Below are 14,815 nucleotides of genomic sequence, written 5' to 3' on the forward strand. Positions count from 1 at the left end.
TTTATGTTTAGATCGTGATATTTCCAGTGACTGTCACTTGATGGGTATCCGTATTGTAAATCCCCACTCGATAGTTGTCAGCGACATTCACAACAAAAGTTCGACTATCGGCACCGCCTGTAAAGTTCACATAAAAAAATGTATTGTCCGAGTCGATTAAACCAACTCGAAGTGTAGCGTCCCGAGGCAGCCATGTCAACGATATGGTAACCTCTTCGTTCCGAGTCAAATACCACGGGTTTCCAGACCCATCACTTATTGTGGCAAGTGATGATCCCGGCAAGTTGAAGTTAACCGGATAGGTAGCCTGTACACCAACATCGTCAGAATCCCCAAGATTCAATTCAATGATGTTTTCCTCTGATAGTTGAATTTTGTGTACCGGCTGCCCGTCCACAGTGACATCGCTCGAAGTTGGGTTAGCGTCATTCACTTGAGGAGTTGCCCGTTGAATTACTGTAACTGCTCCAGAAGACTGGCCCGAAATATCCTCTGACTTCGAAACAACATCACTCGTTTGAATCGTTACTGCAGGCGCATCCTTTGTCAAGGCAAATGCGGTCATGGGCAACACAGCCAGCAACAAGACAGCCGAATTAAAAAACGTTTCATTTTCACTTTTTTCACCTCATTTTGTCTTTTCCCCGACTACTTAAAAACAGTCTATCCCATCGATTGTTAAATTTTTGTTAAGTAATTCTGTATTTCAGAAAAAGAGGAAGTCAGCTGAGGAACTTCTGGGGCGAGAACGATGCTTACGGTTATCGAGGCAGTCACGAGCCCCATCGAACATGATACTGTCCACCCAAACCTGCCAGTTAAAATCGGTAGCTTTTCCGATGACAATCGGCAGTCAATCCGTTAAATCCACGACGATCTGACAGAGCCACCGCCGTAGATGGCGGGGAAGCAGATAGAGAAGAGTCAGTACATGATCGCAAGGCCCAAATAAAATTCGCGCGAGTGTGCGCCCATGTTGAGGGATACGATCAAATTCGCCTTGCCGGTAATATCCATGAATCCGATAGTTAACGCCGGAGCGCCTGCGCGGGCGTTAGACCGACGGAAACAGCCGCCTTGGGTTGTCCACGCGCACACCTTCCTGTCTTCAAATCGGCCCCGTACCACCACCCCATTTTCGTTCTCGACGGACTAGGGGAGTTCGTTTACAAACAGAATAGTCACGCGATCCGCAAAGCCGAATTGTTCTGCCTGTTTTTGCAGACGGTGCACAAATATGAGGTCAACGGGCGACCCTCTTTTTTTCTAATCGATAATCTATAAATCATGAATAAGAGAGTCGTATTTACGTTAGATCATCCAACTTTGGCGAATGCTGCGAGCGGATCTATAAAAACCTGCTTCTACCTTCATGCCAGCAAGTACGGGAAGTATGTTCAAGAAGACTGCAGCAGTTGCGGTCATGTACTAGACATCCTCACCTATCGAATAACTTAGTAATGTCGTAACCTGAATCTTGATTTCACCTCACGATAATTTGCAACAGCATAACTGCCAATGGAATAAGAATCCACCCAATAGGAAATAATGATAATGATGAGATGTGAGAATCTGGAGGTTCGTCGATGGCAAGAAAAAAACAAAATCAATCGATCAAGAATGATTTTTTCGGAGACATTCAATCAGCCCTCGGGTTACCCCCGGACTTGGTCTGCCGATCCTTGTTTGTCCAAGGGGAACAAACCGTGCAGTGCGTATATCTGGAATCGATGGTCAATAAAAAAACGATTGACGAATACATTTTGAAATCGTTCACGGAAAATACGTTTTCCGAAGGGGAAGCGCCTCGTTCCGCCGAAAGCGGTTTTTTGCGCGAATTTTCCTTTTCCGATCCATATGAACAGTTGCGGGAACATGCCGTAAAAGCTCTCCTTGCAGGCCATTGCGCACTAACCGATTTTGCAAGGGAGCGCGTTTGTCTCATCAATGTGACCGAATCCAAACAACGCTCCATTGAAGAACCGAAGTCGGAATCGACCATTCGCGGGCCGCACGAAGGCTTTACGGAAAGTATTCTGACCAATGTGGGGCTTGTCCGCAAAAGAATCCCCAACCCATTCCTCCGGTTTGATAAAATGAACATCGGCAATCAAACCGGGACGACTTTGCTTATGGTGTACATGGAGAACCTCGCCCCGGAATCGCTGGTCCGGGAAGTGCGCGGCAGATTGTCAGCCATCCGGACGGACAGTGTGCTGGAAAGCGCTTATGTGGAGGAATTCATCCAGGACCGGATTTGGTCTCCTTTTCCGACGCTTACCAACACCGAGCGCCCTGATATGGTAGCTGCCCAGTTGCTGGATGGTAAAGTGGCCGTGATGGTGGACGGGACACCCAGCGTTCTGCTGGCCCCCATGACGTTTTTCGAGTTTTTCAGTTCTCCTGAAGATTATTATCAGCGGGCGGATATCGCCACGTTTATTCGCTGGATTCGGTTGATTTCCTTTTTTACGGCCGTGTTCGTCCCTTCCTTGTATGTCGCGGCCACGACGTTCCATCAGGAACTGATCCCGACCCAACTCCTGATCAGTTTGTCCGCCCAGCGGGAAGGGGTCCCCTTTCCCGCCATCTTCGAAGTGTTGTTAATGGAAGTCGTGTTTGAAATTATCCGGGAGGCGGGGCTGCGCATGCCGCGGGCGGTCGGACAGGCGCTTTCGATCGTGGGGGCGATTGTACTGGGGCAGGCGGCGGTGGAAGCCGGTCTCATTTCCGCCGCGATTGTCATTGTCGTTGCCATAACCGGCATCACCAATTTTGTCGTTCCGGTTTACAGCTTCGGCATGTCACAACGCCTGCTTCGCTTTTCGTTCGTGCTGTTGGCCGGCTTTATGGGCCTTTTTGGCATTTTATGCGGTGCCCTGTTTCTGGTTGTCCATCTGGTGTCGCTTAAGTCATTTGGCGTTCCTTACATCACTCCCGCCCCCCCGTCCATAGGAACCGATTGGAAAGATGTGTTGGTGCGGCTGCCCCGGCCCTGGCTGGATCCGAACGGTCTGCCCGGATATATTCGGAATATGAAGAGAAAAAGGTAATCTGGAGGAACAAACATGACCAACCGGTATGCAGCGGGTCTGTTCATCCTGATGATGTTTACCGCCCTGCTTACGGCTTGCTGGGACAGGACGGAGATGAACGAACTGGCGCTGGTCAGTATGGTGGGGGTGGACAGCGACCCGGAGAGCAACAAAATAACCGTGTATTACCAGATCATCAACCCGCTCAGCGGCACTTCCGCCAAAGGTACGTCGGGAGGCGAACAAGCCCCTGTATACACTTACGAAATCAGTGGATCGTCTTTTGGAGAAATCAAATCTACGATTTACAAAATGTTGCCGCGCAAGTTATTTATGGCCCACTGCAAGGTGCTGCTCGTTTCCCAGCGGGCCGCCAAACAAGACATGCGCGATATTGTCAACTTTATCGAAATGCAACCCAACGGCCGCTCGTCGGTCCCGATGCTGATCGTCGACGGACCGTTATCTCAGGTCATGAGAACATTAACTCCCCTGGAGCGGGTGCCGTCTGACACGATCGATTCCAGGATCGACCTGCTGATCCGGAATTCGCTCCTAGTGGGAAAACAGATCAAGGTCAGTGATGTGATTGAACGGATGGAAAAGTTGGATACGATCGTATTACCGTTGATCACCGGAATGACAGAGGCACCTTCTTCCAACAGCGGGGAAAGGTCGGCGGATATCGACGCCAATCAAAACAACTTTATCATCCGAGGCGGGGCGGTTTTCCGTGATTATCGCATGGCGGGCAAACTGAATGATACGCAGCTGGTCTGGTACCATTTGCTAAATGGCGATCGAGGTCGCCACGTGCGACAGTTTCAGGTGGAAGGAAAACAGGTATCCGTGGAATTGAGACTGGTTCGCATAAAACGTGAGGTCTTCTGGAAATCCGACCAACCTGTCGTTCGGATCCGCTTGGACCTCGAACTTTCCACTGCCTATACAATCGAGTTCGTCCCGAAGTCTCGGAACGAGGTGGAGAGACTTGAAAACAGACTGAATCAGATCATAGCAGACGAGTCGCTTGCTTTCTATCAAATGATAAGGGAGCGTGGCTGGGATCTGTTAAGCATCAACGACTTGTTGCGCAAACAAACGCCAAATCATCCGGATATCGACCAAGCGGCGAAAAATGCACAAATTGAGATTCGTGCAAATACCCGGCTGCTCCGAACGGGAAGCATGAGTCAACCTTATGGAGGGACAAGATGAAGCCAATGATTTCCCGATTCCAGTTTTATCTGCTGACAATCAATTATATCCTCGGAACCACCCTTTTCGTGCTGATCGGGCGGCTGGTCGTACAGGCGGGACAGGATGCCTGGCTCATGCCCTTGTGGGCAGGAAGTTTTGGCATACTCGTCGGTCTGTTCTGGATTTTTCTTTTCCGATATTACCCGGGCAAAAGTCTGGTGCAAATCCCGCTGGAAGCTTGGGGACGTTCTCTGGGAACGCTTGTTTCCGTCCTGTATTTTCTTTATTTCTGTATTTTGGCTGGATGGGCTCTTCGAAATTTAAGCGATTTTTTAAATGGAACCATCATGCCGGAGACGCCGAAAACCGTTTTTCACGTCATGTTTTTGCTTGTCGCCTTTTACACGGTCGCTCAGGGGACGGAAGCCATCGGACGATTAAATCAAATCATCACTCCATTTTTGTTCTTCCCGTTCTGGTTTGTTCTGTTGCTGGCAATGGTGAACTGGGATTGGGGAAGACTTCAGCCAGCTTTCCATTCCGGCCTGGGTGCCATTTTACAATACCATTCCTTTTTGGGCTTTCCCTATATGGAAACTATTGCGCTCACGATATTGTTTCCGCTGGTCAAACAGGGGGCAACACGCCCCTTTTTGCTTGGGTTGATGACCGCTTCCCTTTCTCTTAGCATGACCTTGTTTATGATTATCGGTTTATTAGGAGTGGAGAGGGCGTCACAACTTACCTTTCCAGTGTATACGACCGTGCAGGAAATTTCCATCGGAGAGGTGATCGTCAACATCCATTCCATTATCTCCGTTATTTTACTGATTCTGATTTTTATCAAGCTGTTGGTACTCGTTTACGGAGCTTCCGAAACGCTGCGTCAAGTATTTCGTCCAAAAACCCGGTGGCCTCATTTTCTGGGTTTGACGATTTTGTTGTCGGCGACCGCCTTGTCCATCTATGAAAACCCGATCCAAAACGAGGAATGGGATGAAAAATATACATTCGTATATGACAGTTTCTTTGTTCTACTGATCCCCTTTTTGTTGCTAGTGACAACATGGGTCAAACGCACGTTCGAGAAGCGAAAAGGAGGATGAATTGAACATGTTGATGCTTCACATCCTGCTGGCGCCTTTGATAGGTTTACCGATGTTGGGATTGCTTCGAAAGAGACTTTATCGGGATGCAGCAGTTTTTGGGGCTGTATCTGTTATTGGATACGGATTATGGATTTGTATCGTGAATCATCGTCCTTTTATCATTACGATTTTTATTGAAAGAATGATTGAAATGTTAAAATCCATTTCAACGACGATGATATAAACGTAGAATGAATTGTTTTGCGGGTTCTTCCCAGTTTAGTACCACTATGATCCGCCAATCCTTGTGACAGAACCTTAACAGGAGATATGAAGGATGACTGAAAACGAATGATTACTAGCGGCAAAATTAATGCTTATAATAAACCGTTTCTTCATACCTACCTTGTAGCCAGATTCTAGGGTACTGATTTTGAACGGGTTGATCTCGTGCGGAATAACCATTTCATAGATTTCCCTATCAAATAATACTTCTGTCGGAGGAAAGCAAGAAGTGAAGTCACTATAATCATAATTAAATAACCAAGCATTAAACTATTTTCAAAATCTTGGTGCATTGAAAAATAAACAAAACAGACTATTAGAATACCAATTACCGTTTTTTTTATATCAGTATCTCCTCGTATAATATGTTTATAAAAAATAAATATATGTGGTAAACTTGGGCATCAGAAGATTATCATAGGTTAAATTTATCGGAGACCAAGCAATGATCAAATATCAGGGGGAGGTCGTCGGAAACGACGGCCTTTTTACTTGGTTCAAGGGTTATGCGGCAAACTGGTCTCGTAGTAGATATGCGGCATGATAGGATACCTAACTAGAGACTGCAATTTTGCATGCTTCTTGAGACAAAAAGGACGCGTAAGCTTATGCTCTTTCATTTTACTGGTGATTCCGGATACTTTACCTTAGGTTTAGGTCCTTTAGCAAACCCGGATATACTCCTTTCAATTTTCTTCTTCCCTTAATAACACAGCTCAAAACTTCTTTTCATCGGGCATTTTTTCTTGTTATTTCGCCCCCCTTCCCTCCCTCTTTTTATTTCATAGCTTTCAGAAAAGTTGCTAAAGCAATATCATGTTTGTCTATTATTAAAAACGTTTGAAATCATGATATGCTGTTCGCCGCCTGATTATTTGGCGGAAAAAAACCATGGATTCGCCATTCGGTTTGGCGGAGCCAAACCGAATAAACAGCCGACAATAGCCTAATCCCTTCTGTACATTGACGGGGGATTAGGCTATTGTCGATTAAATAGGAAAATGCTCCCGAACCTTTGGAGAGGATCCCCGGGAGCATTCACTTCATCATGTCAAAAGTACTTTATTTCGGCCTTTCTTGCAAGGCTTATTTACGCACTTTCGAGAATCAATCTCCTGACGTCCAAATCTGCTGTGACGATTGCGGCCGGCTTCTCCATAAACACGGTCGTTATTGGCGAGGCGTTGTGACGAAACACGAAGTCATCCTGATCCCCATCTACCGCTGGTACTGTCCTGCTTGTAATAAGACGATTTCCCTTCTTCCGGAATTTCTGATTCCATGGGCCCGGTATGCGACTTGGGTGCGAGAAGCGGCATTGAAGCGCAAGCGCAAGGGATTCTCTTGGCGGCAGATCGCAGAAAGCACGACAACATCTAGCGTACGTTACAGCTTCCGTACGTTGAAACGCTGGTGGGCAAGGCATTTGCACCGCGCAGCAAATGCGGCACTTTGGGTTGCCGGGCAATTCATTGCCGGGGGAGTAGACGAAGATATGCTCCGCCTTTACCCCACCATGATGAATCCAACGCCAATGGACACACTGGATTGGCTGAACAAACTGTTATCCCGATTCATCCCCGCTGGCGCATCTAGACGGGGCTATTGGACTTTTCTAAATGCAGGGTTACCTGCATGCCGCATCACGCTTATAAATTCCTTCAGCATCCGCCGCCAAGGAGCACGGCAAGCGAAAGTCGCCTCCAAAATCGCTTTAAAAATCGCCTGGACGGCAAGTTGCCCTCCCGATCCCACAAAATATGCGCCCTCCCTGGTTTCTAGCGTCTATGGGATACTCTCATAGACCACAGGGAGAGGAGATTTTGCATGGATGAGCAAGCAAGGCAGCAAGAGGCTAACTTCCGTTACGGCTTGATTGCGCCCCTGGTTAGCCGCAAATTGGATCCCGGAGAGCAAATGGCACTCATGCGCGAAATTGTAAGCCACGAGTATGAAACACCGTCGGGAAATGCCGATAACCTTATGCTGCAAGATCATCAGCATTTCTTATTTTCTTTACAACAGTCAAATGAGTAAACTCCATGTGCGTGTAATAAACGCTTGTAATAGGAAAACAGACTTCTAAATCTGAATTCAAATCGCTATAAACGAAAAAAGACCGTACAACAGTCTATTTACAATTTTTATTCATGAAATAATGCGTACTAAGATCAGTTCTCTAGCTCGCGTACTGTTTCTTTTACCTAGATGCTAACCCGGTGGAAGCAAAGTTTCCAGGGCAAAAATCTACGCGGATTAGCGGTCAGACTTGCTGACGGCTATAAAAGTTTAATACCTGATTGCAGGTCCTTATATCCAGTTGAGTTATTTAACCCCTTTTTCTATGAAAGTCAAGTAATCGCACTCTATGTGATGTGTTCAGCATCCAGCACCATTATCTAAGATTTTGAGCCCTTTTCACGTATTCATAGAGTTGTTACTTTCGAAATTCAGGTTTAGCTATTTTCCTGGCTAATATTCTAAACCCATTATAAACAAAATATCCAATTAAACAACCTGTCATATTCAAAATGATATCATCAACATCAAAATAACCTAACATTGTGACAAATTGGAAACTCTCGATCCCAATTATACTGATTAAACAAATCAACAAAGTCTTAGAAAGTTTCCTGTACTTTGTAAAAATAGTAGGGATTAAGAATCCTAATGGACAGAACGTAACAATATTACCCAAAATATTTATGAAGGCAAATGGAGTCGTTTTAAAACGGAAATAACTTGAGATACTTCGAAAAGGATCTACATTGTAGTTCCAGATCCCGATACTCCTATTTTCAAGTATGGATTGTATTCTATCAATAAAACCAATAGGTTTTACTACAACAAACCACAGAAGAAAAAAAACATAGGCAACAAATATTAACTTCCAAAACCTTGAAACATTGTTTGTAGTCATTTAATATCCTTCCCAACGTTTTTAAAGAATGATGACAGGCGGAATTTCAGTATGTGTGAAGGTTTCCCTATTAAATAACGAACCGGAAACGGGCAATCGTGTAACCTTGATGAACCGGCTCGCAACAGTCACGCTTGAACCGCTCGAACAAGTTGTACGCCAGCAGCTTGATGAGCAGATCAACTTCGTTCGCCTCAAAATCGCTGGTCGCAATCCGGTCAATCGAAAACCCGTTCTTGGCTTCCTTGATGTAATATTCCATACAGCAGCGCTGGTTGTAGAACCGCCACAGGTCAATCGGCTCCCAGTCCAGATTGGTCACGATCGCTTCGTATTGCCGATCGGTGTCGAATACCAAGCGGGTCTGTCCGTCATCGATTACCTGCGCTTTGCGAATGATCGCCACGCGGCGGGGCTTTTTCCAGGATGTCGCTTTGTAAATGAGCGTTATCCCTTCGATAATCCAGTCTTCATCGACAAATCGTTTCCAGTACCGGCAGGCTGCACCTGCGCCGCAAGGCGCTGCGTCCTTTTCAGCTTGCCGACGTAGCCGATGTTCTTGCCTTCCCACAGGCTATAGAACTCCTCGCCGCCGAAGCCCTTGTCGAATCGGGCATATTTCACCGAACGTCCGCCAAGGAGCTCGAACGTGTTGTCTAAGAATGAAGCAGCATCCGTAGAGGCATGCGTGTTCCCAGATCGGAGGAAGTCATTCAGGCACAGGCGAGACTGCCCCTCAAATGTCAGTAGCGGGTGGTAGCTTTTGCGGCCGGGCTTGTGCGGGTTCTTTCCTTTCTCTGCGCCGACTTGATCGCCGTATACGGTTTCCGCCGTCGAATCCAGATCAAGGACAAGTTTAGACGGCAGGCAGGGCCGAATGACGGTCTGATTGAGCGTTCGCAGTTCAAACCGCAAGTTAGGACAAGATGTTCTCAATCGAATCAGTTCTTTGTACAGCAAGGTATGGTGTGGGCATCGCCCGCCAAGAAATCGCTTCAGAAGCTAGTCGCGCTATAGTTTGCGAAAATGAAAGAGCCGCTCGCAGCCGAGCATCCAACCCACGATGAGATAAAGCAGAATGCGGTAAATCGGAAAGAGAGAATTTCGTCCTTTGCCGCAAGAGATGTCACGTAACGCTTCGGAGAGCTTTATTTTCTCAAGGTATTCCAGAAAGATTTTGATGCCTCCGAAGCTGGTGGCATTCTCCAAGGAAAATTCAGTCTTGATCTTGCTGACGGGTGTGGTAGACTTCACCTAAAAGGTGCTCCTCTCTTTGGGTGATGTGTTTCAGTCAAACACCATTCTACCAAAGATTTGGAGCCCTTTTCACGTTTCCACGGAGCTGTACGTTCGAAATTCAGGATTACTTTTCGTTTCTAATTAGTTACCCCTGAAAAATTCGAATTTAGAGTTCGCTCTACTCTCCTTGAAATTTTCAGGTGGACATATTTCCTTTGTATTCCATTTCTTTGCCTTATTTGATCATCTGAGCGGCTTTTCTGAGGTTATGAACCCAAATTCCCAAGCCGATCCAGGTTTTTGAGCCAACAAAGCCCCTGTACCGGCTGCGGTTTAAACCGTACCTGCGTTTCAGTAAACTGATTTTGGCTTCACCTGCAGCGCGGAAGCGTTGCAAATCTTTATACCATAACTGTTTCTCAAGTTCCGCACGTTTCTTGCTCTTCTTCCCTCAGAATGGGGTGCTGATTCGTGTTACACCCAGTTCTGCAAGGGTCGATTCATTTTTCTTGCTGCCGAAGCCGCGGTCGGTTGCCACAGCACGGGGCACCGAGCCAAATCGTTCTTTATGTTGTACCACGGCGGGAACGAGCATTTCGTCGTCCGAGGGGTTACCTTTGTATAACTCATAGCCGGTTACAAACCCATTTTCGGTTTCATCGATTCGCGCTTTGTATCCGAATTCCGCGCTCTTGGATAGCTTCCCTTTTTTGATCGGGCGTGCTTCAGGATCAAAGAAGCTGACGATCCGATCTGGAATAATGCGGTTTCCGGATACCACTTGCTTGGCCTGATCGACGAGCTTTTGGGTCAAGGTAATAGCTTCACCTAACTTCTCTTTCATCGCCTTGACGGACGCCTTACCTTTATCCTTTGTAAGATTCATAACAGCTGTTGATTTCTGACATACGTCTTCCGTCATCGCAGCGACTTGCTCCGTTATGGCATTGAGCTCGTCCCATGACTGTTGCGTGCGCCGGCGCAGCAACTTGGCGATCGAAAGGATGTGTTGCTTCACTTCACTGTTTTTATCCTCGAAGTTCCGGGTCGCTTCGGACGCCACTTTCCGGATCTTGCCTACCAGGCGAGTGATGACCTTTACGCCATCCTGCAGCAAGGTCGCATAGGTCGGATGATGTACATCCGATTCGACTACGGTGGTATCCGTCCGCAGCTTCCGGTGTTTGAGCACCTTCGCTTCATCCAGTTTTTGAAGCAAAAGCTCATTGAGTTGTTCGACCCATTCTTCGCCATAGCGCTGGCGCGCTTTGATCAAGGTCGTCGGATCAGGCATCTTTTCGTCAATGGGTATGCGGCAAAATCGCCGCCACGTCAGACTGTCGCCTACTTCCTGCACGAGGGATTCGTAACCGGAATTGTAGCGACGCTTCAGATACATGAGACGCAGGAAGGTTTCAATCGCTTTGGTCGGACGGCCCCTTAGGGTGTGATGCTTCTCTAGAAAAGGCTGCATGAAACGTTCATCATCCAGCAAGGCATCTATTTTAGCCAGTTCTTCAGGCAACGACCATACGCTCTCAGAGATGATGGAATCCCACAATGTGATTTGTTCTTCACGAAGTTTCAACATTTTTCTCACCTCAAAAGGATTTTGAGGGGCAATGAAGAATTCATAAGCATAGGAATTCGGCCCCCCTTTGGATGGTTATCTGGACAATAACTAATTCCATTTTGAGGCAGTGAATTCCTTTTATTTTTGATCAAAACCCTGATTTTTTCAGGGGTAACTAATTAACAGTGAGCAACATTCAACATGCATCGCATCGGGAGTTTGTCTTCATTCTGGAAAGCTGCAGAATGCTACTTTCTTGATTTATTCTTCATTTCTTTCTTTATGCGTAATAGACTCTCCTTCTACATCTATATTAGGAAGAATTTTATCTAACCACTTCGGAATATACCAAGCTGATTTTCCCATTAGAGTCATTACAGCAGGTACTATTGTCATTCTGACAATAAACGCATCGAAGAATACTCCAAAGGCTAGTGCCATTCCAATTGATTTAATCATCGCATCAGGATTCATCATAAATCCGAAAAATACTGCCATCATAATAAAAGCTGCAGCAGTTACTACTCTACCGCTGTCTCTCATTCCATATAAAATAGCTTTACGACTATCTCCAGTATGCATATAACTCTCTCTCATTTTACTAACTAAGAATATTTCATAGTCCATAGCTAGTCCAAACAATATCCCTATTGTAATAACAGGTAAAAAGGCTAATATTGGAGATTCCGATGGAAATCCAAAGAAATTAATGAAATGCCCATCTTGAACAACAAATACCATAAATCCTAATGTTGCTCCTAATGAAAGTAAGAACCCAACTACTGCTTTCAACGGTACTAATAGTGATCTAAAGACCATTACTAAGAGTATATAAGCAAGACCAATTATTAAGGATGCAAATAATGGTAAAGCATCATTCAATTGCTGTGATATGTCAATGTTCATAGCCGTGCTACCTGTTACCATTAATGCAATATCATGTTCTTTTTCTGTTTCTTTAGATTTGTCTCTAATAAGATTTACCAAATCCTTTGTTTCTATATCATCCGGTCCGGATTCTGGTGTAATTTGAATCATAAAAATTTCTCCGGAAGGTCCAGGTATAAGTGGTGATACAGATTTAATATCTTTTAAATCACTAATTTCTTTCACTATTTCTCCAATAACTTGAGGTGTTTCCTCTGTTACTTTACTAACTTTTGCAGCAACAACTAATTGTGCATTAAAGCCTTCTCCATACCCTTCCGTTAGTAAATCATATGCTCTTCTTTCCGTCATTTCCGTTGATTTAGCTGTTCCATCAGATGGTAGCCCCAAATTCATATGGAAGAAAGGAATTGTAAGAATTGCAAGGAATGCAATGGATACTAGCGATATAATGATAGGATGTTTAGTAACCAATCTCCCCCATCTATTAGCTTTTTCTTCGTCTGTTCTATTCTGACCATTGATTTTTTGCCAAAATCTACTTTCCTTTGCAGGCGACAATCGGTGGCCTATCATACCTAAAATTGCTGGTAAAGTAATAATCGAAATAAGCACGGCTGCCAGTATACTAATAGCGGCTGAAACACCCATAAGGGTTAAGAATGGAATTTGAGCTACAGATAAACCCAATAGTCCAATAATAACAGTCAAACCTGCAAATACTACAGCACTTCCAGATGTTCCTATGGCTATTGAAATTGAATTGTTGATGGCATGTCCCTTGCCAATTCTTGTCTGAATCGTGTAATAATAAATAGTGAGTAGTCAATACCTACCGCTAAACCCAACATAGCTGCTAGAATTATAGAAATAGAATTCAAATCAATAAAGTAGGCACCAATCATAATACCTAATAAGCTAATTCCTAAACCTAATACCGCTATAAGAATTGGTAAGCCTGCTGCAATAAATGAACCAAAAGTAATTGCTAATACAATAAATGCAACCACTACTCCAATTACTTCATAAATTCCTTCAAACTGTATGCTAGAGAAGGTAATATCTCCTCCCATTATTTCTGTCTGAATACCTGCATCTCTTGTTATTTCAATACTATCCAAAATGTATTCTTTCGATTTTTCTGACACTTTGTCAGCTTCTAACGCAAACGTAACTTGTGCGTAACCAATTGTTTTATCTTCATTTAAGTTGTTCAGCTCTATCGGTGATTGAACACTTGCTACTTTCGAATCTTTACTTATTTCATTAAGTACTTCCGTAATTTTGCTTTGGACATCCTCTGATTCCAACGTTCTATTATCTGGTGCTTTAAATACGATGTTTACAGTTGATTGTTCGGAAGTACCTGCAAATTCTCCTTTAATCAAATTGGCTGCTTTTTCCGCAGGTGTATTGGGAATAGTTAGTTCTCCATGAAAAGATGGTTTTAAACTCAGTACTAATACTGCTAATATCATCAAAATTCCTACAGTGCCAAAAAGTACCGCTTTTTTATGTGTTGCTGACCAATTTCCTAATTTATAAAGATACTTTGCCAATGTAATCTCCTCCTGTATTTCCTGTCTGTATATGTGCTAAAACAACCAAATTGATAAAATAAACACCATGAACGATTGTTCATTTTTGTTTCAAAAAAATATCCACATTATTTAAATGTGAGACATTTCTTTAAATCGGCTTTCAGTACCGTGAAATGAGAAAAACATCAACTGGTCAATGAGGATGCTAATTTTTTCCCCATCTTCTTGAGTCTTTAAAATGGTATATAATCCTTCTACAAAGTTTGTTGATAGGACATAGAAAATAAATGGTTCTTTCACAATGCTTTTATCTTCAAAACGAGAGAATATTTCTTTTTGAATAATATTATGAAGAACATCCACGACCTCGTTTTTAAAGTTCTCATATTTAGATCCCTTACTCTTACCGAAAAGAATTAAGACTTCTTTACTGTTTCCTTTAAAAATGTCCAAAATCCTATTTTTAATTTCAATCAATTTTTCATTAGGGTTAACATCAGCAACAATAATTTTATTGATCGTAGCAAACAAATCGCTATAAACCGATTCTACTACAGAATTAAACAAATCCTCCTTATTCCTAAAATATTTATACACTGTACCTAATGCAGTATCTGCGTTACTGGCTATATTTCTAACGGATGCACTTAAATAACCCTTCTCTTTAAATTCATCCAATGCAGCTATTAAGATTCGTTTTTTAATTTCCTCTTTTAAATATTGCATTCGTGAACCTCCGTTCATTTTTGAATAATATATATTTTATCATGCATAAATCTACTTGTAAACCAATTTAATTAATTGAGTTTCCGCAAAAATGAATGGCATGTAATTACGGAGGTGTGTATCTTAAGAAAATCCCCCAAAACAGAGATGAAAAGTGAGAAATATTACCTGAAAACAGCAAAAAACCTCCCTTTGATTGGTATAATTTAAGTACCGCCAAAATTAATCTAAACAAAAATGTAAATTATTAGGGGTTTTTAACATGTTCCATTCCACCACAGATGTGTATGTAACAAAACGGGAAACGATACATTTTGCAA

General features: G+C 43.8%; 9 protein-coding genes and 3 pseudogenes. 6 read left to right on the forward strand and 6 right to left on the reverse strand.

What is annotated here, in order from left to right:
• Positions 1–7: 7 nt before the first annotated feature.
• Positions 8–586, reverse strand: coding sequence for a hypothetical protein (locus GNP95_RS05575; RefSeq protein ID WP_230873669.1), 579 nt, complete (start codon positions 584–586; stop codon positions 8–10).
• A gap of 1,000 nt (positions 587–1,586) precedes the next feature.
• On the opposite strand from GNP95_RS05575, the gene GNP95_RS05580 reads away from it, so the two are divergent.
• The 6 genes from GNP95_RS05580 to GNP95_RS05605 all read left to right on the forward strand — a co-directional run bounded on the left by GNP95_RS05580 (position 1,587) and on the right by GNP95_RS05605 (position 7,645).
• Positions 1,587–3,053, forward strand: coding sequence for a spore germination protein (locus GNP95_RS05580; protein WP_155609845.1), 1,467 nt, complete (start codon positions 1,587–1,589; stop codon positions 3,051–3,053).
• Positions 3,054–3,068: 15 nt separating this feature from the next.
• The gene (locus GNP95_RS05585) at positions 3,069–4,253 is read left to right on the forward strand and encodes a Ger(x)C family spore germination protein (protein WP_155609846.1); all 1,185 of its coding nucleotides are present in this window, start codon (positions 3,069–3,071) and stop codon (positions 4,251–4,253) included.
• Positions 4,250–5,341: a GerAB/ArcD/ProY family transporter gene (locus GNP95_RS05590; protein WP_155609847.1), complete on the forward strand. Its 1,092-nt coding sequence runs from the start codon at positions 4,250–4,252 to the stop codon at positions 5,339–5,341. Before GNP95_RS05585 ends, GNP95_RS05590 begins: the two co-directional genes overlap by 4 nt.
• A 7-nt stretch (positions 5,342–5,348) precedes the next feature.
• Positions 5,349–5,567, forward strand: a complete 219-nt coding sequence (locus GNP95_RS05595) for a hypothetical protein (protein ID WP_007130946.1) — start codon at positions 5,349–5,351, stop codon at positions 5,565–5,567.
• 1,227 nt (positions 5,568–6,794) lie between these two features.
• The gene (locus tag GNP95_RS05600; protein ID WP_155609848.1) at positions 6,795–7,412 is read left to right on the forward strand and encodes a DUF6431 domain-containing protein; all 618 of its coding nucleotides are present in this window, start codon (positions 6,795–6,797) and stop codon (positions 7,410–7,412) included.
• 23 nt (positions 7,413–7,435) lie between these two features.
• Positions 7,436–7,645: a hypothetical protein gene (locus tag GNP95_RS05605; protein ID WP_155609849.1), complete on the forward strand. Its 210-nt coding sequence runs from the start codon at positions 7,436–7,438 to the stop codon at positions 7,643–7,645.
• Between the two features lie 400 nt (positions 7,646–8,045).
• Here GNP95_RS05605 and GNP95_RS26695 read toward each other — a convergent pair whose 3' ends face one another.
• From GNP95_RS26695 to GNP95_RS05630, 5 genes and pseudogenes are all read right to left on the reverse strand, one after another.
• Positions 8,046–8,528 (reverse strand): VanZ family protein, encoded by a 483-nt coding sequence (locus GNP95_RS26695; protein WP_095397582.1) that lies wholly within the window; start codon positions 8,526–8,528, stop codon positions 8,046–8,048.
• A gap of 82 nt (positions 8,529–8,610) precedes the next feature.
• Positions 8,611–9,782 (reverse strand): annotated as a pseudogene (locus tag GNP95_RS26570) (IS1380 family transposase); the annotation flags it as partial.
• 220 nt (positions 9,783–10,002) lie between these two features.
• A pseudogene (locus tag GNP95_RS05620) lies at positions 10,003–11,358 on the reverse strand (ISNCY family transposase).
• 243 nt (positions 11,359–11,601) lie between these two features.
• Positions 11,602–13,787: pseudogene (locus GNP95_RS26575) on the reverse strand (MMPL family transporter).
• A gap of 111 nt (positions 13,788–13,898) precedes the next feature.
• Positions 13,899–14,495: a TetR/AcrR family transcriptional regulator gene (locus GNP95_RS05630; protein WP_196427080.1), complete on the reverse strand. Its 597-nt coding sequence runs from the start codon at positions 14,493–14,495 to the stop codon at positions 13,899–13,901.
• Positions 14,496–14,815 lie beyond the last annotated feature (320 nt).

The organism is Paenibacillus woosongensis (assembly GCF_009725165.1).
Classification (GTDB): domain Bacteria; phylum Bacillota; class Bacilli; order Paenibacillales; family Paenibacillaceae; genus Fontibacillus; species Fontibacillus woosongensis.

What these genes read in the sequence shown, in the direction of transcription:
- GNP95_RS05605 (WP_155609849.1), top strand. Translation starts at nt 7,436, where the DNA reads ATGGATGAGCAAGCAAGGCAGCAAGAGGCTAACTTCCGTTACGGCTTG.
- GNP95_RS05585 (WP_155609846.1), top strand. Translation starts at nt 3,069, where the DNA reads ATGACCAACCGGTATGCAGCGGGTCTGTTCATCCTGATGATGTTTACC.
- GNP95_RS05595 (WP_007130946.1), top strand. Translation starts at nt 5,349, where the DNA reads ATGTTGATGCTTCACATCCTGCTGGCGCCTTTGATAGGTTTACCGATG.
- GNP95_RS26695 (WP_095397582.1), bottom strand. Translation starts at nt 8,528, where the DNA reads ATGACTACAAACAATGTTTCAAGGTTTTGGAAGTTAATATTTGTTGCC.
- GNP95_RS05580 (WP_155609845.1), top strand. Translation starts at nt 1,587, where the DNA reads ATGGCAAGAAAAAAACAAAATCAATCGATCAAGAATGATTTTTTCGGA.
- GNP95_RS05590 (WP_155609847.1), top strand. Translation starts at nt 4,250, where the DNA reads ATGAAGCCAATGATTTCCCGATTCCAGTTTTATCTGCTGACAATCAAT.
- GNP95_RS05630 (WP_196427080.1), bottom strand. Translation starts at nt 14,495, where the DNA reads ATGCAATATTTAAAAGAGGAAATTAAAAAACGAATCTTAATAGCTGCA.